The following is a 24,286-nucleotide window of genomic DNA, read 5'->3' on the forward strand; positions in this document are numbered from 1 at the left end:
CCATGTCTGCTTCGTCCCTTCCCAACCCGCTCATCACGCGCCGACGCGCGCTGCAGTTCCTCGGCATCGGCGCCGCGGCGGCAGCTCTCGCCGGTTGCGCCCCCACGGCCACCGGCGGACCCGCCGCGGGGGCCGCCGGCTTGAACGGAGCCGACCCGACCGACTTCTCGTTCGCGTCGTGGTCGCTCACCGAGGAGTCGGCCAAGCCCGCGCTCGAGGCCACCCTGGCGTCGTACGAGAAGACCAAGGGCATCGCCGTCAAGCGCACCGCGTTCCCGTACAACGAGTACATCAACCAGCTCATGCTGCAGGTGACGGGCGGGCAGTTCACCGGCGCCGCGCACGTCGACGTCGCCTGGCTCGGCAGCCTCGCGGCGACCGGCAAGCTGCAGGACGTGTCGTCGCTGGCATCCGGCCGGGGATACACCTCGTCGGCCCTCGAGGCGGCAACGTTCAACGGCGTGCAGTACGCCCTGCCGTGGACGATCGGCGCGATCGGCCTCATCGCCAACTCCGAGACCCTCGGCAAGGCGGGCCTCTCGGCCGACGCGTTCCCGACGACGGTCGACGAGTTCGAGAAGGCCCTCGTCTCGCTGAAGGGGCTCGGCGGGGGACTCATCCCCTACGCCGCGTCGACCAAGGCCGCGCAGCTGAAGGACATCCTCATCTGGATGCAGACCTTCGGCAGCCCGCTCGTCGACGGCGACACCATCACGATCGGCGACGACGCCAGCGTCGAGGCCGTCACCTGGTACAAGGGCCTCTACGACCAGGGCCTCATCGCCGCCGACGTCGACCGCTTCGACGCCCGCAGCCTGTTCGCCCAGGGCCGCGCCGCGATGTACGACGACGCCCCTGTGGGCCGCGGAGCGGTGACCAAGGAGTCGCCGGACGCGAACCTCGCCGCCAAGCTCGCCCCGGTGTCGCGGCCGGTGCTGAAGAAGGGCGACACCCCGCGCGCCCTCGTCTGGGGTGGCGCGATCGCCGTGGTCAACGGCACCGGCGCCGCCACCGCGGGCGACTTCGCCCAGTACGCCACGAGCGACCTCGACGCGATCCTCGCCGACTACGCGATGCGCGGTCTGCCGCCCGCGACGACCGAGGCGCTGTCGTCGTCGGAGGTCGCCTCCGACACCTTCGGCGCACAGTTCAGCGAGCGCATCACCGCCACCGCGAGCGCGAACCCCCTGTGGAAGTTCACCGCGTACTCGCAGATCGAGTCGGCCATCGCCGACCGCGTGCAGGCCGTGCTGATCGGTTCGGCCTCGCCGAAGGACGCCATGAAGCAGGCCGGCGAGAGCGCTCAGAAGCTGGTCGGCTGACGCGCGGCGGCGCTCCCACCCGGGGGTGCCGCCCCGCTCGCCCTGCACGCAAGCCGGACGCCCCCGCGTCCACGGAAGGACACACGCAGCATGCGTTCCCATACGGCCGAATACGACCTGGTCGTCGTCGGAGGCGGACTCGCCGGAGTCGCCGCGGCCATCGCCGCGGCCCGTCTCGATCGGCGCGTCGCCCTCATCAACAACCGCCCGGTGCTCGGCGGCAACTCCTCGTCGGAGGTGCGCGTCTGGGTGTGCGGGGCGACCGCCCACGGCAACCAGCGCTGGGCCCGCGAGAACGGCATCATCGGCGAGCTCTACCTCGAGAACCAGTACCGCAATCCCGACGGCAATCCCATCCACTGGGACGACGTGGTGCTGGATGCCGTGCGCGCCGAACCGAACATCTCGCTGTTCCTCAACACCGACGTGCGCGATGTCGCGGCATCCGGCCCCGAGGGGGAGCGCCGCATCGAGAGCGTGACCGGGTGGACGATGGGCGCCGAGACCGAGACGACCTTCGTCGCGCCGGTCTTCCTCGACGGAACGGGCGACGGACTCGTGGGCCACCTCGCGGGGGCCCGCGCCCGCCTGGGGAAAGAGGCGCGCGAGGAGTTCGACGAGGACTGGGCGCCCGTCGAGGCCGAGCGCACGTTCCTCGGCTCGACCCTGCTGTTCTACACGAAAGACGTCGGACACCCGGTGCGCTTCGTCGCGCCCGACTCGGCGAAGTCGATCCTCGACACCCCGATCCCGTCGTCGCGCATCATCCGCAGCGGTGACAGCGGCGCCCACTACTGGTGGGTCGAGTGGGGCGGCGAGCTCGACATCGTGCACGACAACGAGCGCATCCGCGACGAGCTGCGCTCGGTGATCCTCGGCATCTGGGACCACATCAAGAACTCGGGCGAGTTCGACGCCGACACCCTCGACCTCGAGTGGATCGGCAACGTGCCCGGCAAGCGCGAGTACCGGCGCCTCGTCGGCGACTACACGCTGCACCAGCGCGACGTGATCGAACAGACGCGCTTCGACGACGGCGTGGCCTTCGGTGGCTGGTCGATCGACCTGCACCCGAAGGAGGGCATGTACGCGACCGGCGCCGGCGCCGTGCAGCGCTTCTCGAACGGCGTCTTCGAGATCCCGTTCCGCTCGCTGTACTCCGCCGACGTCGAGAACCTGCTGATGGCCGGCCGTGACGTGTCGGCCACTCACATCGCCTTCGGCGCGGCGCGGGTCATGGCCACGTGCGCGGCGATGGGCGAGGCGGCCGGCACGGCGGCATCCCTTGCCCTCTCGCACGGCACCACGCCGCGTGGGCTCTACGAGCGGCATCGCGATGAGCTGCGCCAGCTGCTGCTGCGGCAGGACGCCCCGCTCATCGGCGTCGCCGATACCGACCCGTCCGACCTCGCTCTCCGCGCCGCGGTCTCGGCCTCCGGCGTGCGCGCGAACCTCGGGCCCGGCGAGGCGGGTGCGGTCGAGCCCTATCCCCTCGCGCACGACGTGGGCATCGTGCTCCCCGTGCACCCGCGTCTCGACGGCATCGAGCTGCGCGTCGCAGCCGAGGCCGACACCGAGCTCGAGGTCGAGGTGTTCTCGACGGGTCTGCCGCAGAACGTCGTGCCCGAGCACCTCGAGCACCGCGTCACGGTCCCCCTCGCCGCCGGCCCCGCCTCCTGGGTGCACGTCCCGGTGCAGTGGGAGCCCGACGCCCCCGCGAACGCCGTCGTGGTGGTGCGCGCGCGGGAGGGCGTGACGCTGTTCACGACCGACGAGCTGCCTCCCGGCATCCTCACCCTCGTCCACACCTCCGACGCCGACGACCAGAACGTGCAGGTCAGCCTCGACGAACTGCTCGTGCAGTGGCCGACCAAACCGCTGCGCGGCCGGTCGATCGTGTTCCGCTCGGCGAGCGGGTCGCAGGCTCTTGCGGCCGACCGCGCCGTCGGCGGGTACCACCGGCCGTTCGGCGGGCCGAACCTCTGGGCGTCCGAGCCCCTCACGCAGGGCCCGGCCTGGCTCCGCCTCGACTGGACCGATGCGGTGACCTCGCGCGAGATCGTGCTGGTCTTCGACGACGACCCCGACGTCGAGCTCAACACTCTGCACCACCATCGCGACCCCCACCTGGTGATGCCCTCGCTCGTGCGGGCGTACCGCGTCGAGGTGAAGACGGCGGATGCCGCGGACTGGCAGGTGATCGCGCAGGTGGACGACAACCGTCGTCGTCGGCGCGCGCACCCCGTGCCCGCCGGGCTCGGCGGCATCCGTTCCGCCCGTCTCGTCGTGAAGGCGACCAACGGCGCCGCCGAGGCGCGGGTCGTCGCCTTCCGTGTTCAGGAGTGACATGGCGCGCGATACCGTAGCCCCCAGAACAGAACGCCTCGCGGCGCGCGCCGCCCGGTCCTCGACGAGGAGCACCGCCATGCCCGACACCTCCTCCGTCGCGCGTCGGTCGTCGCCGCTCACGCGGCGCGAGCGCACCGGCATCGTCGCGCTCGCCGTGCCGAACCTCGAAGAGCCCTACTTCGCCGAGCTGACGACCCTGCTGGCGCGGGGGGCCGAGGCGCGGGGGCTGTCGATCCTCATCCAGCAGACCGAGGGCGACCATCAGCGCGAGATCGACGTCGCCAACGGCGTCGGGCTCCCGGCCACCGACGGCCTCATCCACATCCCCCGTTCGCTCACGGTCGGCGACCTCACCCGCCGCACCGACCCCGGGCCCCTGGTGCTGCTGGGCGAGCACATCGCGGCGAGTCCGTTCACGCACGTGTCGATCGACAACCGCCGCACCGCCGATTTGGCCACCACCCATCTCGCCGAGGCCGGGTGTCGCCGCGTCGCGTTCCTCGGCCCCCGACTCTCGCGACCCTCGGATGCCGCCGACCAGCGTTTCACCGGCTATCGCGACGCCGTCGCGCGGCTCGGTCTCGCCGACGAACCGGAGCTCATCGTCTCAGTCGACGCCTTCACCTCCGAGGAGGGGGCGGCGGCGTTGCGCCGTCTGCACGCGACGGGGACGCGCTTCGACGGAGTGGTCTGCTCGAACGACTCGGTCGCGTTCGGCGTGCTGGCCGCGCTGCACGAGAGCGGACTCGCCGTTCCCGCCGACGTCGCGGTGATCGGCATCGACAACGTGCACGCGGCGCGGTTCTCGGTGCCTGCGCTGTCGTCGGTCGCCCCCGACGACGAGGGCATCGTCGAGGCGGCCTTCACCGAGCTCGAACGACAGATGTCGGCGCGGCCCGGCGCCGACGTGCCGGTGCGGCACATCGTCGTCGATGCCGCGGTGGTCGCCCGCGCGAGCACGGCGCGGTGAGCATCCGCTCCGCCGCCCGCAGCCCGCACGGCGGCGGGCGGTGCTCAGTCGTCGTCGCCGGCGGCGATCCAGAGCTCGGCGACGTGTGCGCGCAAGGTCTCTTCGGTTTCGGGATCGAGGCCCTCGTCCATCACGACGAGGTCGACCTCGTTGAGGTCGACGATCGTGGTGAGACCGACCGCCCCCCACTTGGTGTGATCGGCGAGCACGACGGCGCGGGCACCCGCGGCCACGAGGGCGCGATTGGTCTCGGCCTCGAGCAGGTTCGAGGTCGTCAGCCCCGCGGTCAGGTCGATGCCGCGCACGCCGAGGAACACGACGTCGCAGTGCAGGTGCTCGAGCGACGCCACGGCCACCGGACCCACGAGGGCGTCCGCCGGGGTGCGCACCCCGCCGGTGAGCACCACCGTCTGGGTGTACGGCTCGTCGGCGCGGTCGGGCCGGGCGAAGACCTCGGCGACCGGCAGCGAGTTGGTCACGATCGTCAGGTCGTCGACGCCGTGCAGTTCGCGGGCCAGCGCCCACGTGCTCGACCCTCCGCCGAGGCCGACCGACATGCCCGGCTCGACGAGCGTGGCGGCGCGACGCGCGATCGCGCGCTTGCCGTCACCGTTGCGACGCGACTGCGCGGCGAGGGTGCGCGGCGAGTCGTCGGCGCGAGCCACCCGTGCCCCGCCGCGCACCTTGTCGACGTAGCCGTCGGAGGCGAGCACGTCGAGGTCGCGGCGGATCGTCATCTCGCTCACGCCCAGGGTCGCGGCCAGATCCGGAACCGCGGCGGCGCCCAGTCGGCGCACCTCGGTCAGCAGGCGGGATCGGCGTTCGGCGGCGAGCACGATCGTTCCTCTCGGTCGGGCCTCCAGTCTTCCACGGCGGGTGCGCGGTGAACGGCGTCATCGCCGACCGCTCGGGCGACGGCGACTACGGCTTCGAGCTCCCGGCCCTGCGCGCGGTGCCGCCGGTGCCGCCGCCGCCCGGCTTCGCCGAGCGGTGGGCCGGGTGGTTCGCCGAGGCGATGACCGTCGATCCCGCGCCCCGGGTGGTCTCGACCGAGCAGCGCGACGATCGCGTGATCGCGCTGGTCGAGCACACGGTGTCGGGCGGTCTGCGGGTGCGCGGCTGGTTCGCCACGGCCGTCGGCGGCATCGCGCCCCGGGTCGGCGTCGTCCACAGTCACGGGTACGGCGGGCGCGAGGGGCCCGACTTCGATCGCGTGCCCGACGACGCCGCGGTGTTCTTCCCCGTGGCGCGGGGCCAGGGAGTGCTCAACGCCGGTGTCGGCGCACCCACCCCCGCCGACGGACACGTGCTGCACGGCATCCACTCGATCGAGGACTACGTGCTGGGGCGGTGCGCGGTCGATCTGTGGCACGCCGGGTCGGCGCTGCGGGCCCTCGCGGGTGAGGTGCCGCTGTACCTCGTCGGCGAGAGCTTCGGCGGGGGAGTGGGCGCCCTCGCCCTGCCGTGGGACGACCGGATCGTCGGCGCCACGCTCGTCGTGCCGAGCTTCGGGCAGTACGACCTGCGCCTGCGCATGCCGTGCGAGGGCAGCGGCGAGCGCGTCCGCGGCCACGTCGCCCGGCGCCCCCGCGCCCGCGAGGTTCTGCGCTTCTTCGACGCCTCGACCGCGGCCACCTTCGCGCGCGTCCCGGTGCGCGTCGAAGCCGCCCTGCGCGACCGGCACGTGCCGCCCGCCGGGCAGTTCGCCGTTGCGAACGCGATCGATCAGGCACCCGATGCCGCGCTCGAGCTCGAGGTGCTCGCCTACGGCCACCGCGAGTACCCCGAGCTCCCCCTCGTCCTCGAGCGCACGTTCTCTGCGACGCGCGCCCACATCGCCCGGGTGCTCGCGCACCCCTCGACCGCTCTGGAGACCCCGTGGCCCACTTCGACCTTCCGCTGAGCGCGCTGGAGACCTTCCGCCCCGACCGGGACGAGCCCGCCGACTTCGACGCCTTCTGGGCCGACACGCTCGCCGAGGCGCGCGGGTTGGCGTGGGAGCCCCGATTCAGCCCCGTCGATCCTGTCGACAGCGGGGTGACCGGCGTCGACGTCGACGACGTGGAGTTCGCCGGCTTCGGCGGGCATCCGATCCGCGCGTGGCTCGTACGACCGCGCGGGGTCGACGGACCGCTGCCGTGCGTCGTGCAGTACATCGGCTACAACTCCGGGCGCGGCCTGGCGCACCAGCACACCCTGCTGCCGACGGCGGGCTTCGCCGTTCTCGTCATGGACACCCGCGGGCAGGGCAGCGGTGCGCTGCCGGGGGCCACTCCCGATCCGGTCGGATCGGCTCCGCACACGGCGGGACGCCTGACCGACGGCATCGACGATCCCGCCCACGCGTACTACCGGCGGGTCTTCTGCGACGCGGTGCTCGCGATCGACGCCGCGCGCGCCCACCCGGCGATCGACGGTGCGCGCGTGAGCGTCTGGGGCGGAAGCCAGGGCGGCGGTATCGCGCTCGCCGCGGCGGCGCTGGGCGACGGACTGCGGTTCGCGGCGATCGACTTCCCCTTCCTCAGCGGCATCCGCCGTGCCGTCTCGATCACCGACGCCGCGCCCTACCGCGAGCTCGTCACCTACCTGCAGATCCGGCGAGGTGACGAGGAGCAGGTGTTCCGCACCCTGTCGTACCTCGACGGCGTCAACTTCGCCGCGCGCGCCCGGGTCCCGGCGCTGTTCTCGGTGGGGCTGATGGATGCCGTGTGCCCGCCCTCCACGGTGTTTGCGGCCTACAACCACTACGCGGGCGAGAAGGGCATCCGCGTCTACCCGTACAACGGCCACGAGGGCGGCGGTCCCGTGCACCAGCGCGAGGTGCTGCGCGCCCTCGCCGCCCGCGGCTGACTCCCGCCCGAACGGAACGGGGCCGGACGCCCCCCGGCATCCGGCCCCTCGTCATCGCTCCGGCTCGTCGCCCCCGATGACCCGCGCTCAGCGTGTGCTGAACGCCGCGTCGAACGCCGCCCCCGAGGGCTCGTACGACGACAGCTTGCGCACGAAGCCGAGTGCCTCGGGCGCCCCGACCAGGCGGTCCATGCCCGCGTCCTCCCACTCGACCGACAGCGGCCCGTCGTAGCCGATCGCGTTGAGCATGCGGAAGGCGTCCTCCCACGGCACGTCGCCGTGGCCGGTGGAGATGAAGTCCCACCCGCGGCGCGGATCGGCCCACGGCAGGTGCGAGGCCAGCCGGCCGTTGCGGCCGTTGGTGAGGCGCTTCTTCGTGTCCTTACAGTGCACGTGGATGATGCGGTCGCGGAAGTCCCAGAGGAAGGCGACCGGGTCGATGTCCTGCCACACCATGTGCGAGGGGTCCCAGTTGAGCCCGAACGCCTCGCGATTGCCGATCGCCTCGAGGGCGCGCGTCGCGGTCCAGTAGTCGTAGGCGATCTCCGAGGGGTGCACCTCGTGGGCGAAGCGCACGCCGACCTCGTCGAAGACGTCGAGGATCGGGTTCCACCGGTCCGCGAAGTCGCGGTAGCCGGCCTCGACCATCTCTTCGGTGGCGGGCGGGAACATCGCGACGTACTTCCAGATGCTCGAGCCGGTGAACCCGGTCACGATCTTCACGCCGAGCTTTGCCGCGAGCCGCGCGGTGTTCTTCATCTCTTCGGCCGCGCGCTGCCGCACTCCCTCGGGGTCGCCGTCGCCCCACACGCGGTCCGACACGATGTCGCGGTGGCGCTGGTCGATCGGATCGTCGCAGACGGCCTGGCCCTTGAGGTGGTTGGCGATGGCGAACACCTTCAGCCCGTGGCGCTCGAGCACCTCGAGCCTGCCCTGCACGTACGCCTCGTCGTCCCAGCGCCACGGGTCGAGGTGGTCGCCCCAGCAGGCGATCTCGAGGCCGTCGTAGCCCCACTCTCCGGCGAGGCGCGCCACCTCCTCGAACGGCAGGTCGGCCCACTGGCCGGTGAACAGCGTGATCGGTCGCGTCATTGCGTTCGTCCTCTCGGTCTCGGTCAGGATGCCGCGTAGGCGCGGTCGTCGGCGGAAACGTCTGCGGGGGCGGGGTCGGCCTCGACACCGGTCCAGACGCCGTCGGCGTCGGAGCTGCGTGTGACGGCGTCGAGCACCTGCTGCACGTGCAGGCCGTCGGCGAACGACGGCCGCGGGTCGTGGGAGGCCGCGACGGCCTCGACGAAGTCCTTCGCCTGGTGCGAGAACCCGTGCTCGTAGCCGATCATGTGACCGGCCGGCCACCACGCGCTCATGTAGGGGTGCTCGGGCTCGGTGACGAGGATGCGTCGGAACCCCTGCTCGGTCGCGGGGGCGGTCGCGTCGTAGAACTGCAGCTCGTTGGGGCTCTCGAGATCGAACGCGAGCGAGCCGAGCGCGCCCGAGATCTCCACGCGCAGGGCGTTCTTGCGCCCGGTGCGGAAACGCGAGGCCTCGAACGAGGCCAGGGCTCCGCCGTCGAAGCGGCCGAGGAACAGAGCGACGTCGTCGACCGTGACGGCGGCGCGCTCGGCACCGGCCGACCCGGAGAGGCCGGAGCGCTCCGCCAGCACGGGGCGTTCCGAGACGATCGTCTCGACGACGCCGGCCACGCGGGTCAGGCGGCGTCCGGTCATGAACTCGGCGATGTCGATCGCGTGGGCGCCGATGTCGCCCAGGGCGCCCGAGCCGGCGCGTTCCTTCTGCAGGCGCCACGTGAGCGGGGCCTCGGCGTCGCTGAGCCAGTCCTGCAGGTACTCGGCCCGCACCTGGCGGATCTCGCCCAGGCGGCCGTCGGCGATGAGGTCGCGGGCGAAGGTGGCCGCGGGAACGCGGCGGTAGGTGAAGCCGACCATCGAGCGCACGCCTGTCGAGCGAGCGGATGCCGCGGCCTCGGCCATGCGCCGCGCCTCGGCGACGGTGTTGGCGAGGGGCTTCTCGCACAGCACGTGTTTTCCGGCTTCGAGGGCGGCGATGGCGATCTCGGCGTGCGAGTCGCCGGGGGTGACGATGTCGACGACGTCGATGTCGTCGCGCGCGATCACCTCGCGCCAGTCGATCGAGCTCTCGGCCCAGCCCCAGGTGTCGGCGGCGGATCGGGTGCGCTCGGCGTCGCGGCCGACGAGCACGCTCATGCGGGGAGTGAGGGGGAGGTCGAAGAAGCGGGGTGCGACGCGCCATCCCTGGGAGTGCGCGGCGCCCATGAATCCCGCGCCGATCATGGCGATGCGAAGGTCCTGGGTCACGGTGGGGTCTCTCTCTGCGAAAGGGTGTGGGGCGCCTGCGGTTGCCGCGGGCGCCCCACGGTGGTCAGGACTCGAACGAGAGGTCGATGAAGTCCGCCACGTTGTCCTTGGTGACGACGGGCGCATCGAGCACGATGCGGTTCGGCACGCTCGGGGTGATGAGGTCGCCCGCGGTCTTGCCCTGCGCGATGAGGCGGGCCAGCGCGATGCCGTCGGCGGCCTGCGTCGACGGGTAGATGACGGTGGCCTGCAGGGGAGTGTCTCCGGCCTGGATCGCCTCCATGGCGTTGCGGCTGCCCGCGCCGCCGACCATGAAGAACTCGTCGCGACCGGCGGCGGTGATGGCCGCCAGCACGCCGATGCCCTGGTCGTCGTCGTGGTTCCAGATCGCGTCGATCTTGGGGTTGGCCGACAGCAGCTGCGAGGTCACGGACTCGCCGCCCTGCACCGTGAAGTCGGCGGCGACGCGGGGGCCGACCTTCAGGCCGCAGTCGTCGAGGGCGTCGGCGAATCCGGCCGAGCGGTCCTGCGTGAGCGGGAGGGAGTCGATACCGGCGATCTCGGCCACGACGGCGTCGCTCTGGCCGCTGAGCTGACCGCAGATGTAGGTTCCGGCGCTGACGCCCATGCCGTAGTTGTCGCCGAGCACGGTGGAGCGGGCGGCGAAGGGGCTCGAGAACTCGCGGTCGACGTTGATGACGGGGATGCCCGCCTCCATCGCCTTGGTGGCGACCTCGGTGAGGGCCGCGCCGTCGCTGGGCAGCAGCACGATGGCATCCACCTTGTTGTTGATGAAGGTCTCGACCGCGGCGATCTGCGCGTTGACGTCGTTGGTACCCTCCGCGACCTGCAGGTCGACGTCGGGGAAGCTGGCGGCGGCGGCGAGGGCGCCGGAGTTGATGGCGCCGAGCCAGCCGTGGTCGGCGGCGGGGCCCGAGAAACCGATCGTGACGGTGTCGCCGGTGGCGGCGTTCTCTTCGGTGGTGGTGCCCTGGTCGACGATGTTCTCGGCGTCGTCGTTCGAGCCGGTGCAGCCGGCGAGCAGGGTGACCGATGCGAGTACGGCGACGCCGGTGAGAACCAGACGCGAGCGCGACTTCAGCTGTGAGCGCATGTACTTCCTCCTTGAAATGTGATGCGGCAGGCGCCATCGCGGGCCCCGAATCGAGGAGGCGTCCACGGTGACGCGGCTCACGCTAGCAGAAAGGTTTCGAAAGCAGTCAACTTTTGTTGCTTGCGCGGCAAAAGCGCAAAGAGGCCCTAGACCCGGAGTTTTCACGTTGCGCTCTCCAGTCGTTGCGCCCTCATAACGATCCTCGCGGCCCGGGTGGCGGCGTGTTATGGTCACCGCGTGATCAAAGTTGATTATGAAACGCCATTACTCGTCGTGCGAGGCGTGACGAAGTCCTTCTCGGGCGTCCAGGCGCTGCGCGGCGTCGACCTCGAGGTGCGCGCGGGCGAGGTGCACTGCGTGCTCGGTCAGAACGGCGCGGGCAAGTCGACGCTCATCAAGACGCTCGCCGGCGTGCACCGCCCCGACGGGGGTGAGATCACCTGGCTGGGCGAGGGCGTCGAGATCGCCGACCCGCAGGCGGCGATCGACCTCGGCATCGCCACGATGTACCAGGAGCTCGACGTCGTCGACGGCCTGACCATCGCCGAGAACATCTTCCTCGGCCACGAGATCGCGCGCGGGGGCTTCACCAAGCGCTCCGCGGCGGCCCGGCAGACGACCGAGCTGCTGCGCCGGCTCGGGCACGCGAGCCTCTCCCCGCACACCGAGGTCGGTTCGCTCAGCGCCGCCAACAAGCAGATCGTCAGCATGGCGCGCGCGCTGTCGCACGACATCAAGCTGATCATCATGGACGAACCCTCGGCCGTCCTCGACAGCGAAGAGGTCAAGAACCTCTTCGCGGTGGTGCGCGAGCTCACCGCCGAGGGTATCGCCGTGGTCTACATCACCCACCGTCTCGAAGAGATCCGCGAGATCGGCGACCGCATCACCGTGCTGAAGGACGGGCGCACCACCGCGGTGGGGCTGCCGGCCGCCGAGACCCCGACCTCCGAGCTCATCCGCCTGATGACCGGCCGCGAGATCACGAACGTCTTCCCCGAGCGCGTCCCGGTCGCCGCCGACGCCCCCGTCGTGCTCGAGGTGAGCGACCTCGCCCTCGCCGGGGTCTTCTCCGGCGTGTCGTTCTCGGTGCGCGCGGGAGAGGTCGTGGGGCTGGCGGGCCTGGTCGGTTCGGGGCGGTCCGAGATCCTCGAGACGGTCTACGGTGCGCGTCGCTCGAGCGGCGGCAGCGTGAGCGTGCGCGGCCGGACCCTCTCGCGCGGGTCGGTGTTCGACGCCGTGAAGGCGGGCGTCGGTCTCTCGCCCGAGGAGCGCAAGAGCCAGGGTCTGGTGCTCGACGAGCCCATCTTCGTCAATGCGACCCTCGCGACCATGTCGCGCTTCGCGAAGGGCGGGTTCCTCGACGACCGTTCGGCTCGGCGCGCCGCGCGCGAGCAGCTCGAGACCCTCGAGCTGCGCCCCGCCGATCCCGACCGCGCCGCGCGCACTCTCTCGGGCGGCAACCAGCAGAAGATCCTGCTCGCCCGCTGGCTCATCCACGGCACGAATGTGCTGCTGCTCGACGAGCCCACCCGCGGCGTCGACGTCGGCGCCCGTGCCGAGATCTACGCCCTCATCCGCGACCTCGCCGCCGCCGGAAACGCCGTCGTCGTGGTCTCGAGCGAGATCGAAGAGGTGCTCGGACTGGCCGACGTCGTGCTCGTCGTGGCCGACGGCCGGATCCTCCGCACGCTCCCCTCCCACCAGATCGATGAGCACGGTGTGCTCGACCTCGTCATGAAAGGATCCGCCGCGTGAGCGAGCCGACCACCCCGACCCGTGCGCGCACGGTTCCCGCCGAGGCCGGCCAGGCGCCGTCCTCCTCGTCCGCGGGCTCTCCCGTGCGGGCGTTCTTCTCCGGCTCCGCCGGCCGCAACATCGGTCTCGTCGTCGCCCTGGTGGTGATGCTCATCGTCGGCGCCATCACGGCTCCCGGAACCTTCCTCACGGTCGACAACGTCTTCGTGATCCTCCGCCAGGCCTCCATCACCGGGGTCGTCGCGATCGCCATGACGCTGGTGATCATCGCCGGCGGGATCGACCTCTCGGTCGGGTCGGTCGTGGGCCTGGCATCCGTCGTCGGCACCCTCGCCGTCGTGCAGGACCTGGCCGACTCGATGCACTGGATCGTGTTCGTGATCTTCGCGCTCGCGGTGGGGGCGGCCGCCGGCCTCATCAACGGCATCGTTATCGCCTACGGCAACGTGGTCGCCTTCATGGCGACCCTCGCCATGCTCGTCGGGGCCCGCGGTCTCGCCGAGATCCTCGCCGAGCGCCGCACCCTCGTGGTCGAGGACCGCAGCTTCATCACCTTCATGAACGCCGACATCCTCGGTGTCAACATGCTGATCTGGATCTTCGCGATCGTCGCGGTGCTCGGGTGGGTGCTGCTGAACCGCACCACCTTCGGCCGTCGCACGGTCGCGATCGGCGGCAATCGCGAGGCCGCGCGCCTGGCCGGTATCAACGTCAAGCGCCACGTGATGTGGCTCTACGTGCTCGCGGGGCTGGCCTCCGGCATCGCCGGGGTGATGTTCCTGGGCCGTACGACCGCCGGAAGCTCCACGAACGGCCAGCTGCTCGAGCTCGACGTCATCGCCGCGGTGGTCGTGGGCGGCACCCTGCTCGTCGGCGGACGCGGCACCATCACCGGCACCGTGTTCGGCGTGCTGATCTTCGCCACCCTCACCAACGTCTTCATCCAGAACAACCTGTCGTCGTCGGTGCAGGCCGTGGCCAAGGGCGTCATCATCGTCGTCGCGGTGCTGCTGCAGCAGCGCTTCTCGAGGCCGCCCGGGCGCGGCTGACGAACGTCGACCGGCGGCGGCTGCGTAATGTGCGCAGCCGCCGTCGGCATATGGATGGAACGCATGTCTGGTGATGGTGTACTGAGGGCGTGAGAAGGATGACCACAGATGCGGTGCAGACGGGCAACGGCGTGAGCCAGCTGTTCCAGCTGCTGCGAGACGGGGTTCCGCGCACGCGCGCGGAGCTGGCGAAGTCGACAGGTCTCGCCCGCTCGACCGTCGCGGTGCGCGTCGACGAGCTCATGCGCATGGGCCTCATCACCCCCGTGGCCGAAGCGGCCTCCACCGGGGGGCGCCCGCCGTCGCAGTTCGCGATCAATCCCGCCGCGAAGGTGGTCGTGGCCGCCGACGTCGGCGCCTCGCACGCCACCGTCGCCATCTCCGACCTCGCGGGAACGGTGCTGGCCGAGAAGACGACCGACCTCGACGTCGCTCTCGGTCCGGTTCCGGTGCTGACCTGGTTGGTCGAGGGGGCGCTGCAGCTGCTCGCCGACTCCGGGCGCACCTCCGCCGACGTCGCCGCGATGGGCATCGGCGTCCCCGGCCCCGTCGAGCACTCCACCGGGCAGCCGGTGAACCCGCCGATCATGCCGGGGTGGGACCGCTTCGACATCCCCGCGTGGGTCTACCAGCACCTGCCGGTTCCCGTGCTCGTCGACAACGACGTCAACATCTCGGCGCTGGGCGAACGCGCGACGGCATGGCCCGCGGTCGAGCACCTCATGTTCGTCAAGGTCGCCACCGGCATCGGCACCGGCATCATCTCCGACTCCCGTCTCCTGCGCGGGGCGCAGGGCATCGCCGGCGACATCGGTCACGTGCAGGTCGCCCGCGGCGCCGACATCCCCTGCCAGTGCGGCAATCGCGGATGCCTCGAGGCCTTGGCATCCGGCCCCGCCATCGCCCGCGCGCTGCGCGCTCAGGGCATCGAGGCGCACACCGGCTCCGACGTCGTCGACCTCGTCAAGCGCGGTAACGTCGACGCGATCCAGGCCGTGCGCCAGGCGGGCCGCGACATCGGCGAGGTGCTCACGACCTGCGTCAGCGTGATGAACCCCTCGGTGATCGCGGTGGGCGGCTCGATGGCCCGGGTGGGCGAGCACCTCATCGCGGGCGTGCGCGAGGTCGTCTACACGCGCTCGACGCCGTTGGCCACCGAGTACCTCTCGATCGTGCAGTCGGTCGCCGCCCAGCAGGCCGCCGTGATCGGGGCGAGCATGCTCGCGATCGAGCACGCCCTGTCTCCCGAGTCGCTGACCGCCGCCTTCCTCTCGGCCTGAGCCGACGCCTCGCTCCTCGCGAGGACGTTTCCGGATGCCGTTCGGCCGGCGTCCCGCCGACGGCGCGGTGTCCTGGCGCCCGTGGACTCGTCAGCGGGCGGCGGTCTCGACGGAGGTCGGGATCCCGCCGGTCGTCCCCGAGCGCTCCGCCGCGCGCGCGACCGCGACCAGCGCCGCCAGCACCCGGCGCACTGCCGCGTAGGCGAGCGCGTCGGGGCGGGTCAGGGCGTCGACGTGGCGCACGAGGTCGAGGTCGACCAGCGGCCGCAGCACGAGGCCGTCGACGGCGAGGGGGGTCGAGGTGGTGCGCGGCATGATGGCGATCGCGGCGCCCGCGCGCACGACCTCGGCCGTCACCGAGAACTCGTTGATGCGGTGGGCGATGCGCAGCGGCCGCCCCACGTGGGCGGCGAGGTGGTCGAGCACTCCGGCCAGGGGGAAGCCCTCGTGCACCGACACCCAGGCCTCGTCGGCCACATCGGCCGCGTGCAGCACGCGGCGCGCGGCGAGGGGATGCGTGGCCGGGAGCGCGATGTCGAGCGGTTCGGTCAGCAGCGGGGTCGTCACCACGCGATCGGCCGGCCAGGGCTCGTCGTGCGCGAGGCGGTGCGCGAGCACGATGTCGTGGTCGGCGGTCAGCCCGGGAAAGTCGCGGTGCGCCACGTCGGCGTCGGCGAGGTGCAGGGGCGGTGTCCCGGCGAGCTCTCGGAGCAGCGGGCCGAACAGCGCGAGCCCCGCGCTGTGGAACGCCGACACGCGCACGGGGCGGTCGGCGCTCTCGACGAAGGCGCCCACCGCCTCGCGGGCCTCGGTCAGCGCTTCGTCGACGCGGGTGCCCGCGGCCGCGAGCGCCTCGCCGGCCGAGGTCAGAGCGAGCACGCGACCGCTGCGAGTGGTCAGCGGCACGTTCACGCGCGCCTGCAGCGCGGCGAGCTGCTGCGACACGGCCGAGGGCGACACGTGCAGGGCGGCGGCGACGGCGGCCACGCTCCCACGGTCGCGGAGCTCGCGCAGCAGGCGCAGGTGGACGACATCCATAAGTCCGAACTTACGACACGATGAAGAAGCTTGGCGTTGTTCTTCCGGGTGGCCTCCCGCACGCTGGAGGCGTGACCCGCCGAACACCCGAACTCCTCGTCGACATCCTGCTGATCGCGGTCGCCGCGGTGTGGGGCGCGAGCTTCCTCGCCGCCAAAGACCTCGCCGCCGAGACCGGGGTCGCCGCGGCGGTGTCGCTGCGCTTCCTCGTCGCCGCGCTCGCCCTCGGCGTCATCTGCCTCGTGAGGAGAGAACGGATGCCGCGCGGTCGCGGCCTCGCGATCGCCGCCCTCCTGGGCTGCTCGCAGGCGGCGGTCATCGGGCTCGAGACCGCCGGCGTGCACCTCACCTCGGCGACGAACGCGGGCCTTCTCATCAGCCTCGCGCTCGTGTTCACCCCCGTGCTCGAGAGCGTCGCGGCACGGGCCTGGCTGCCGCGGTCGTACTTCGTCGCCGCCGTCGCCGCGATCGTCGGCGTCGCCCTGCTGGTGTCGGGCGGAGGGCTGCGCACCCCTTCGATCGGCGACGCGCTCGTGATCGCCGCCGCGGTCGTCCGCGCCGTGCACGTCACCGCGAGCGCGCGTCTCACCCGCGGACGCCACGACAGCACCCTCGCGGTCGTCTTCGTGCAGATGCTCGTGTGCGCCGCGACCTCGTCGGCCGTGGCCGGCGCGCAGCTGCCGCGCGCGGTCGCCGGCCTCACGGCATCCGGATGGCTCGACGTCGTCTTCCTCGGCGTGATGTGCTCGGTCTTCGCCTTCGCGGTGCAGCTGTGGGCGGTGCGGCGCACCTCGGCGACCCGCGCGAGCATCCTCATGGGCACCGAGCCGGTGTGGGCGCTCGCCGTGGGCGTCGCGATCGGCGGCGAGGCCGTGGGCCTGCCCGGCTACCTCGGGGCCGCGCTCATCATCGCCGCGTCGTACGCCGGCCAGGGGATCGAGCGCCGCCATCGCCGCTCCGTCGCCGCGGCCGCGTCCCGCCCCACCCCGCCCGCCGGTTCCGCCGCGCTCGCCGCCCCGCGGGCGGCCTCGACCCCCGAGACTGCATCTCGCTGACATCCCCGCGTCAACCTGACACGGACTCGTCAGCGAGATGCAGTCTCGCGCTCGCCGGCGGTGCCTCGGCGGCGCCCCGGCCCGGCCCGCTCCGGCCCCCGCGCGGCGAACGCCGCCGTGGTCGGGCCCCCGCCGCCGTAGGCTGGAGGCATGCACGGCGAGTACAAGGTCCCCGGCGGAAAACTGGTCGTCGTCGACCTCGAAGAGCGCGAGGGCCGCATCCACGGCTTCCACCTGGCGGGTGACTTCTTCCTCGAGCCCGACGACGCCCTCGACGACATCGATGCGGCCGTCAACGGCATGCCGGTCGAGTCCGACGTCCCCACGCTCGCCGCGGCGATCCGCGCGGCGCTGCCCGAGGGGGCGCAGCTGCTCGGATTCACCCCCGAGTCGGTCGCGACCGCGATCCGCCGCGCCCTCGTCACGGCCCCCGGCTGGGGCGACTTCGAGTGGGAGGTCGTGCACGACGGCCCCGTCTCGCCCCGCATGAACCTCGCGCTCGATGAGGTGCTCACCGCGCGCGTGGGTGCGGGGCTGCGCAAGCCGACGCTGCGCCTGTGGGAGTGGAACGAGAACGCCGTCGTCATCGGATCGTTCCAGTCGCTGCGCAACGAGGTCGACCCCGAAGGCGCCGCGAAGCACGGCTTCGACGTGGTGCGCCGCATCTCGGGCGGGGGCGCCATGCTCATGGCCGCCAACTCGATCGTGACGTACTCGCTGTACGTTCCCGCGTCGCTGGTGGCGGGCATGACCTTCGCCGATTCGTACGCCTTCCTCGACGACTGGGTGCTGCAGGCTCTGCGCTCGCTCGGCATCGACGCGATCTACCAGCCGCTGAACGACATCGCCGGTCCTCACGGCAAGATCGGCGGCGCAGCGCAAAAGCGCCTCGCCAACGGCGGGGTGCTGCATCACGCGACCTTGAGCTACGACATGGACGGCCAGGTGCTCACCGAGGTGCTGCGCATCGGCCGCGAGAAGCTCAGCGACAAGGGCACCGTGTCGGCCGCCAAGCGCGTCGACCCCCTGCGCAGCCAGACCGGTCTGCCGCGCGACGAGGTCATCGACCGCTTCATCCAGACCTTCACCACGCTCTACGGTGCGACCGAGGGGCACATCTCCGACGAGGAGTACGCCGAGGCCGAGGCCCTGGTCGCCTCCAAGTTCTCGACCGAGCAGTGGCTGCAGCGCGTCCCGTGAGCGTCGACGCCCTGCCCGACGCCCCCGCCCCCGGCAGCGTCGCGATCCACCACGCCGACAACCTTGCGGTGACCCCGGGCCTGGCCGACGGCAGCTTCGCCCTCGTCTACCTCGACCCGCCGTTCAACACCGGCCGCACGCGCTCCAAGGCGGTCGAGTCGGCGACGCGCAAGCTCTCGGCGGAAGAGGCTCCGGATGCCGAGGAGCCCGACGCCGCGCCCGAGACCGCGGCATCCGTCGACGATCCCAACATGCTCGACTTCCCCGAAGAGGAGCCGCCCCCGCCGCCGGTGGTGCAGCGCGGCTTCCACGGCCGGGAGTACGCGCGCCTGCGCGGCGACCTGCGCACCTACGACGACCGGTTCGACGACTACTGGGGCTTCCTCGAGCCGCGGCTCGTCGAGGCCTGGCGCCTGCTCGCCGACGACGGCACGCTCTACCTGCACCTCGACTACCGCGAGGTGCACTACGCCAAGGTCATGTGCGATGCGCTGTTCGGTCGCGACCACTTCTTGAACGAGCTGATCTGGGCCTACGACTACGGCGCCAAGACCAAGCGCCGCTGGCCCACCAAGCACGAGACGATCCTCGTCTACGTCAAGAACCCGTCGGCGTACTTCTTCGACTCCGACGCCGTCGACCGCGAGCCGTATATGGCCCCGGGGCTGGTGACGGCCGAGAAGGCCGCGCGCGGCAAGATGCCCACCGACGTCTGGTGGCACACGATCGTGCCGACCACGGGTCGCGAGAAGACCGGCTACCCGACGCAGAAGCCCGAGGGAGTGCTGCGCCGCATGGTGCAGGCCTCGTCGCGGCCCGGCGACAGGGTGCTCGACATGTTCGCCGGCAGCGGCACGCTGGGTGCGGTGGCCGCGCCCCTCGGGCGCGACAGCGTGCTGATCGACGACAACGCCGACGCGGTCGCCGTGATGCGCAAGCGTCTCGCGGCCTTCGGCGACTGACCCCTCAGGCCCGCGAGCCCACGAGCGCGTCGACGAGTCCTTCGATCTCTTCCTCGCCCACGGCGTAGGGCAGCACGGGGTGGCCGCTCGTGGCGATGAGTACGGCGACGGGGCGCTGCGAGCCGATGTCGAGCGCTTGCGCGAGTGCGCCGCCGAGGTCGAGCGCGGCGCCCGTGCGGGGGCCGTCGGCCTGGCGGGCGGGGGCGTTCCAGTCGAGCCCCGGCCCCACCGCGTAGACGATGCGGGCGTCCATGAAGCCGGCCAGCGCGTCGTGGTGCCGGTCGAGCACGGCGGCCGCGCGCTCGCACTTGCCGCAGAGCGGCTGCGTGAACAGCAGCAGTTGCGCGCGCCCGCGCACGGCCTCGGTCACGACGTCGATCACGAGCCCGTCCGCGCGCAGCAACGGCGGACGGTGGTTCAGGATGTCGGGTGAGGGCAGGCCCCCGCGTCGGCCGGCGCGGGCTGCCACAAACCCCGCGACCACGAGTGCCACGCTCGCGCCGAGGGTCAGCGCGCTCGCCACCGGGGCGACGACGAGAAGCGTGACAGCGGAGGGCACGCCCGCCGCGGAGGCCGCGGAGGCGGCACCCGCCATCACCAGCGCGCCCAGCGTGAAGACGCCGTTGCGGCGCACGAGGGCCGCCGACACGGGCGTATCGGCCCACCTGCCGAAGCATCCGCAGTCCTCCGCCGACCCGCGCTCGACCGCACGCGTGACCACGACCGTGAACGCCGCGAGCAGCACCACCACGGCGCCGGCCGCGGCGACCCGCACGAACCCGTCGCCGATCGCCAGCGCGACGCCGAGCACGATCTCGACCACGGAGACCGCGGCGACGCTCGCGAGCGCGGCCCTCTGGGGCAGGCGCAGTGCCGAGAGCGTCCGCGGGGCGTCGTCGAGGGCGACGAGCTTGGCGATGCCGCTGGTCGCGAGTGCGGGAGCGGCGATGCAGACGAGGGCGAGGATGACGGGGGCGAGGGCGGACGTGGACGGCGTCATGATCCCCAGGATGTCGCCGCGCGGGAGGCCCACCGGTCGTGGCGCCCCTCGGTTCACCCGGCAGGGTCGTTCACCTCGCCCGCCCCGCCCGGATTCGGCCTCCGACCGGCCCCGCGATCGTCGCTCGGGCCTAGGGTGAGGCCATGGACTTCGGCATCTTCGTTCCGCAGGGCTGGCGCTTCGACCTCGTGGGGATCGACCCCGCAGAGCACTGGCGGGTGATGAATTCCCTCGCCCAGAGCGCTGACGACGGCCCCTGGACCTCCCTGTGGGTCTACGACCACTTCCACACCACCCCCGTGCCCAGCAGCGAGGCCACGCACGAGGCGTGGACGCTCATGGCCGCCTTCGCCGCCGCGACCGACCGCGTGCGCCTCGGCCAGATGTGCACGTGCATGGGCTACCGCAACCCCGCCTACCTCGCGAAGGTCGCGGCGACGGTCGATGCGATCTCGGGCGGTCGCGCCGAGATGGGCATCGGCGGCGGCTGGTACGAGCACGAGTGGAAGGCCTACGGCTACGGCTTCCCGCCCATCGCCGAGCGCCTCGGGCGCCTCCGCGAGGGCGTCGAGATCATGCACCAGGCGTGGACCACCGGCGAGGCCACCCTGTCGGGGAAGTTCTACGAGGTCGACGGCGCGATCGTGCAGCCGAAGCCCCTGCAGCCCGGCGGCATCCCGCTGTGGATCGCCGGCGGCGGTGAGAAGGTCACGCTCAAGATCGCGGCCAAGTACGCCTCGTACACCAACTTCGGCGGCTCGCTCGAGGAGTTCGACCACAAGTCCGAGGTGCTGCGCGGGCACTGCGAGACCCTCGGCCGCGACGCGTCCGAGATCACCCGCTCGACGAACTTCAACACGATCGTCGCCGCGACCGAGGCCGAGGCCTCCGATCGCCTGGCCGCCGTCGTCGCGCGCCTGCGTCCGCACGTGGGCGACGAGCGGGCGGATGCCATCGAGGCCGACTACCGCTCCTCCGACGCGTTCGGCACGCCCGAGCAGATCGTCGAACGCCTGCGCGAGCGGGCCGACCACGGCCTCGGCTACGCGATCCACTACTTCCCCGAGGCCGCGTACGACACCTCGGGCATCTCGCTGTTCGAGCGCGAGGTCATCCCGCAGCTCTGATCGTCGTCCCCTCGCGCGTGAGGGGTCGCTTCCTGTCGCCGCGCAGACGCCTGAGCGACAAGAAGTGACCCCTCACGCCGGAGATCGCGGGTCAGACCAGCGGTGCGACGTCGGCGTACGCGTCGGTCTCGACGGCGGGGGCGGATGCCGCGGCGCCGAACACCCGCGCGCGCCGGGTCGTGGCATCCCACGCCGGCCACCCCGGATCGCCGTCGCGCGCGAACGCGACCGCCGCGGCGTGCATTTCGGCGGCCAGAGCGGCCGGGGGAGTCTCGCCCGCGATGCGGTCCACGCCCTCGGCGTCGAGGTGGTCGAACCAGAACGGCACGTCGAGGCAATGCCCGGCGATCCCCAGCGACGGCGACCGCCACGCGAAGCGGTAGAGCCAGGTGGCGGCTCCCGCGCGGGCCCGCGCCGCACGCAGCACCGTCGCCCGGATCACGCGATCGCTCGCGTACCCGCCGAGCACGGCCGCGGCGCCCCGGCGTTTCGTGCGCTCGAGGTAGGCGCGGCGGCGCGAGCGCCCGAGCCCCAGCACCGCCAATACGAACGGAACCGGCACCAGGCGCAGCACCGCCCGGAACCGGGCGGTCAGCCCGGTGAACTCGTCGTCCGTCGACCCGATCACCAGCGGGATCTCAGCCGAGGCGCCCTCGGCCAGAGCGTCGAGAGGGGCCGCCGGCAGCAGTTCGCCGTCGACGACCGGCCCTAGGGGCAGCCCGTCGTCGAGCAGCGCGGTGAGCCCGGTCAGACGCGCCCCGCGCTCGGGCTTCTGCGCCGCGCGCTGCAGGGCGAGGAGGCGCTCCTCGGGCACCCCGGCGAACCCGTCGCGGTCGGCCGAGACCCCGGCCAGCCGCGCCACCCGGTCGGCGAAGCGGCGCGCTGTCGATCCCGCGACGGCGCCCACGGCGGGCGAGATCGCCATCGCGGCGTGGAAGAGTCCGGATGCCGCGGGGCTGGCCATCAGCGCGAGCACCGACCCGCCGCCCGCGGACTGGCCCGCGATCGTCACGCGGGCAGGGTCGCCGCCGAACGCGCGGATCTCGTCGCGCACCCACTCGAGCGCGGCGATCTGATCGCGCAGACCCCGGTTCGCGGGTGCGCCCTCGATGGCGCCGAACCCGTCGAAGCCCAGGCGGTACGAGATTACGACCGTCACGACGCCGTCGCGCGCGAACGCGTCGCCGTCGTACCAGCGGCTGGCAGGCGACCCCGACACGAAGCCGCCGCCGTGGATCCACACGAGCACCGGCAGCGCGGCATCCGGAACCGCATCGGCGGGAGCGAAGACGTTGACGTTCAGCGTGGACTCGCCCGGCACGCTCGGCTCGGGGATCAGCGTGATTCCGGCGTCGCCGCGTTGCGTCGTGGCGCCGTAGGTCGTGGCCTCGCGCACCCCGTCCCAGGCCTCGACGGGCTCGGGGGCGGCGAAGCGCAGCGCACCCACGGGGGCCTGGGCGAACGGGATGCCGAGGAACACGGCCAACCCACCCCGACGGAACCCCCGGACCTCACCCTTCGACGTGTGCGCGAGCGGAGCGGCATCCATGCCCCTCATCCTGCCGCGTATCCCGCGTGAGGGGTCGAAAAGCGTCGCTTCCGCACGCCCCGAAGCGACAGAAGACGACCCCTCACGCCGAAGCGCGTGCGCCGTCCCACCAGCGCAGCACGCGCAGCGCGAAGAACGTCAACCATCGCGAGGGCTCACCCGCGGGCACGTCGACCGGGAACCACACGGCGCCGTCCATCGGATACGCCTGGTGCCACGTGCCGTCGGGGTCGCGCGAGGCGCGGACACGGTCGACGGCCTCGGACAGCCGCGGATCGGGTGCCTCCCCGTCGTGCAGAGCGGCGGCGCGGAAGTGGTCGAGGGCGCGCAGCGCGCTGTACCGGTGGCGGAACGGGTAGCCGAGGTGGTGCGCCCACACGTGGCGCTCGCCGGTGGAGAGCCGGTAGAGCAGGCGTCGCTCGAGCAGGTACTCCTCACCGGCCTTGCGGGCGGCGTGCAGCTCGGGAGTGCCGCCGCTGCGCCACTCGTCGTCGAGGATCCCGATCACCGCGTTGAGCGTCGAGTGGAACGACGATTTCGTCGAGCCCTCCACCCACTCGCAGTTCCAGCCGCCGTTCGGCAGGCGGTGCGTGACGAACCAGTCCCGGATGCCGCTGACGTCCGCCCCGAGCCATGCTCCGCTCGCGAGGGTGAAGGCGTTGATGCACGCGTCGACCTCACCGTCCCAGAAGGGGAGGTCGTCGTACTCCCAGCGGGCGTTGCGCTTCAGGAGCCCGGCCGTGTCGGGGCGGAGGGCATCGGCATCCACCCCCCATTCCCGAAGACTCATGAGCGACCACGACGTCGCGGTCCAGGGCTGCGGCTCATCTTCCGAGAAGTCGGCGGGGAAGTGCGCGCCGCCCGCCCAGAGTCCGTCTTCGCCCTGCGCGGCGAGCAGCTGCGCCCCGAAGCCCTCGTGGGCGACACGGGCGCGGGCGGCCTGCCAAGTCGCCTCGGGTTCATCGAGAAGGTCGCGCTCGACCTTCCACCGCAGGCTCGGGTCGCTGTCGCGCAGCCAGGCCAGTACCTCGTCGTCGCCCATGCGGGCAGGGTACGCCCGGGCCCCCGCAGGCGGTACACAACTCAGGAGATTCGCGTCGGTTCCGGGCCCGGGGGAGGCGGATGGGACGGTGTGCGGCCGAATCTCCGGAGTTGTGTACGCGGCGACCGGGCGGCCGGTCCGGGTCTCGCGTGGGCCCGCCGTCAGGTCGCGTCGGCGGCAGACGCTGGCGCCGACGGTACACAACTCAGGAGATTCGCGTCGGTTGCGGGCCCGGGAGAGGCCGATGGCCCGGTTTTCGGCCGAATCTCCGGAGTTGTGCACGCG

Annotated in this window: 20 protein-coding genes; 12 read left to right on the plus strand and 8 right to left on the minus strand. The window is 72.2% G+C overall.

Features of this window, described 5'->3' with window-relative positions; all coding sequences use genetic code 11:
- Positions 1 to 2: 2 nt before the first annotated feature.
- The 3 genes from FS769_RS14275 (at position 3) to FS769_RS14285 (ending at position 4,641) form a co-directional block, all read left to right on the plus strand.
- Positions 3 to 1,322 (plus strand): extracellular solute-binding protein, encoded by a 1,320-nt coding sequence (locus FS769_RS14275; RefSeq protein WP_144834548.1) that lies wholly within the window; start codon positions 3 to 5, stop codon positions 1,320 to 1,322.
- 90 nt (positions 1,323 to 1,412) lie between these two features.
- Positions 1,413 to 3,668 (plus strand): FAD-dependent oxidoreductase, encoded by a 2,256-nt coding sequence (locus FS769_RS14280; protein WP_144834550.1) that lies wholly within the window; start codon positions 1,413 to 1,415, stop codon positions 3,666 to 3,668.
- 79 nt (positions 3,669 to 3,747) lie between these two features.
- The gene (locus tag FS769_RS14285; protein WP_144834551.1) at positions 3,748 to 4,641 is read left to right on the plus strand and encodes a LacI family DNA-binding transcriptional regulator; all 894 of its coding nucleotides are present in this window, start codon (positions 3,748 to 3,750) and stop codon (positions 4,639 to 4,641) included.
- A 44-nt stretch (positions 4,642 to 4,685) separates the two neighbouring features.
- Here the strand turns inward: FS769_RS14285 and FS769_RS14290 are convergent, their stop codons facing one another.
- On the minus strand, positions 4,686 to 5,477 hold the full coding sequence (locus tag FS769_RS14290; protein ID WP_144834553.1) for a DeoR/GlpR family DNA-binding transcription regulator: 792 nt from the start codon (positions 5,475 to 5,477) through the stop codon (positions 4,686 to 4,688).
- Between the two features lie 47 nt (positions 5,478 to 5,524).
- On the opposite strand from FS769_RS14290, the gene FS769_RS14295 reads away from it, so the two are divergent.
- On the plus strand, positions 5,525 to 6,544 hold the full coding sequence (locus tag FS769_RS14295) for an acetylxylan esterase (protein WP_186325559.1): 1,020 nt from the start codon (positions 5,525 to 5,527) through the stop codon (positions 6,542 to 6,544).
- The gene (locus FS769_RS14300) at positions 6,520 to 7,491 is read left to right on the plus strand and encodes an acetylxylan esterase (RefSeq protein WP_144834554.1); all 972 of its coding nucleotides are present in this window, start codon (positions 6,520 to 6,522) and stop codon (positions 7,489 to 7,491) included. The genes FS769_RS14295 and FS769_RS14300 overlap by 25 nt, the downstream gene beginning before the upstream one ends.
- 87 nt (positions 7,492 to 7,578) lie before the next feature.
- Here the strand turns inward: FS769_RS14300 and FS769_RS14305 are convergent, their stop codons facing one another.
- The 3 genes from FS769_RS14305 to FS769_RS14315 form a co-directional block, all read right to left on the minus strand.
- Positions 7,579 to 8,583: a sugar phosphate isomerase/epimerase gene (locus FS769_RS14305; protein WP_144834556.1), complete on the minus strand. Its 1,005-nt coding sequence runs from the start codon at positions 8,581 to 8,583 to the stop codon at positions 7,579 to 7,581.
- Between the two features lie 23 nt (positions 8,584 to 8,606).
- On the minus strand, positions 8,607 to 9,803 hold the full coding sequence (locus FS769_RS14310) for a Gfo/Idh/MocA family protein (protein ID WP_144834712.1): 1,197 nt from the start codon (positions 9,801 to 9,803) through the stop codon (positions 8,607 to 8,609).
- A gap of 88 nt (positions 9,804 to 9,891) precedes the next feature.
- Entirely contained in the window at positions 9,892 to 10,941 is a 1,050-nt protein-coding gene (locus tag FS769_RS14315) for a substrate-binding domain-containing protein (RefSeq protein ID WP_144834558.1), read from the minus strand.
- Between the two features lie 282 nt (positions 10,942 to 11,223).
- Between FS769_RS14315 and FS769_RS14320 the strand changes: the two genes are divergently transcribed.
- The 3 genes from FS769_RS14320 to FS769_RS14330 all read left to right on the plus strand — a co-directional run bounded on the left by FS769_RS14320 (position 11,224) and on the right by FS769_RS14330 (position 15,028).
- On the plus strand, positions 11,224 to 12,699 hold the full coding sequence (locus FS769_RS14320; RefSeq protein ID WP_144834714.1) for a sugar ABC transporter ATP-binding protein: 1,476 nt from the start codon (positions 11,224 to 11,226) through the stop codon (positions 12,697 to 12,699).
- Positions 12,696 to 13,748 carry an ABC transporter permease gene (locus FS769_RS14325; protein ID WP_144834560.1) on the plus strand — a complete coding sequence of 351 codons (1,053 nt, stop codon included), beginning with the start codon at positions 12,696 to 12,698 and terminating at the stop codon, positions 13,746 to 13,748. The genes FS769_RS14320 and FS769_RS14325 overlap by 4 nt, the downstream gene beginning before the upstream one ends.
- A gap of 98 nt (positions 13,749 to 13,846) precedes the next feature.
- The gene (locus FS769_RS14330; RefSeq protein WP_144834562.1) at positions 13,847 to 15,028 is read left to right on the plus strand and encodes an ROK family transcriptional regulator; all 1,182 of its coding nucleotides are present in this window, start codon (positions 13,847 to 13,849) and stop codon (positions 15,026 to 15,028) included.
- A 90-nt stretch (positions 15,029 to 15,118) separates the two neighbouring features.
- On the opposite strand, the gene FS769_RS14335 is transcribed toward FS769_RS14330, so the two are convergent.
- Positions 15,119 to 16,066, minus strand: a complete 948-nt coding sequence (locus tag FS769_RS14335; RefSeq protein ID WP_144834563.1) for a LysR family transcriptional regulator — start codon at positions 16,064 to 16,066, stop codon at positions 15,119 to 15,121.
- Positions 16,067 to 16,137: 71 nt separating this feature from the next.
- On the opposite strand from FS769_RS14335, the gene FS769_RS14340 reads away from it, so the two are divergent.
- The 3 genes from FS769_RS14340 to FS769_RS14350 all read left to right on the plus strand — a co-directional run bounded on the left by FS769_RS14340 (position 16,138) and on the right by FS769_RS14350 (position 19,283).
- A complete protein-coding gene (locus FS769_RS14340; RefSeq protein ID WP_144834565.1) occupies positions 16,138 to 17,121 on the plus strand; it encodes a DMT family transporter in 984 nt (327 codons plus the stop codon).
- Positions 17,122 to 17,271: 150 nt separating this feature from the next.
- Entirely contained in the window at positions 17,272 to 18,321 is a 1,050-nt protein-coding gene (locus tag FS769_RS14345; protein WP_144834566.1) for a biotin/lipoate A/B protein ligase family protein, read from the plus strand.
- Positions 18,318 to 19,283, plus strand: a complete 966-nt coding sequence (locus FS769_RS14350) for a site-specific DNA-methyltransferase (protein WP_144834568.1) — start codon at positions 18,318 to 18,320, stop codon at positions 19,281 to 19,283. Before FS769_RS14345 ends, FS769_RS14350 begins: the two co-directional genes overlap by 4 nt.
- A gap of 4 nt (positions 19,284 to 19,287) precedes the next feature.
- Here the strand turns inward: FS769_RS14350 and FS769_RS14355 are convergent, their stop codons facing one another.
- Positions 19,288 to 20,283, minus strand: coding sequence for a MauE/DoxX family redox-associated membrane protein (locus FS769_RS14355; RefSeq protein WP_144834570.1), 996 nt, complete (start codon positions 20,281 to 20,283; stop codon positions 19,288 to 19,290).
- 143 nt (positions 20,284 to 20,426) lie between these two features.
- On the opposite strand from FS769_RS14355, the gene FS769_RS14360 reads away from it, so the two are divergent.
- Entirely contained in the window at positions 20,427 to 21,410 is a 984-nt protein-coding gene (locus FS769_RS14360; protein ID WP_144834571.1) for an LLM class F420-dependent oxidoreductase, read from the plus strand.
- 91 nt (positions 21,411 to 21,501) lie between these two features.
- Here FS769_RS14360 and FS769_RS14365 read toward each other — a convergent pair whose 3' ends face one another.
- The gene (locus FS769_RS14365) at positions 21,502 to 22,959 is read right to left on the minus strand and encodes a carboxylesterase/lipase family protein (RefSeq protein WP_144834573.1); all 1,458 of its coding nucleotides are present in this window, start codon (positions 22,957 to 22,959) and stop codon (positions 21,502 to 21,504) included.
- Positions 22,960 to 23,041: 82 nt separating this feature from the next.
- The gene (locus FS769_RS14370; RefSeq protein ID WP_144834575.1) at positions 23,042 to 24,001 is read right to left on the minus strand and encodes a squalene cyclase; all 960 of its coding nucleotides are present in this window, start codon (positions 23,999 to 24,001) and stop codon (positions 23,042 to 23,044) included.
- Positions 24,002 to 24,286: the final 285 nt, after the last annotated feature.

Origin of the sequence: Microbacterium sp. BH-3-3-3, assembly GCF_007679045.1 — a bacterium.
GTDB classification, from domain to species: domain Bacteria; phylum Actinomycetota; class Actinomycetes; order Actinomycetales; family Microbacteriaceae; genus Microbacterium; species Microbacterium algihabitans.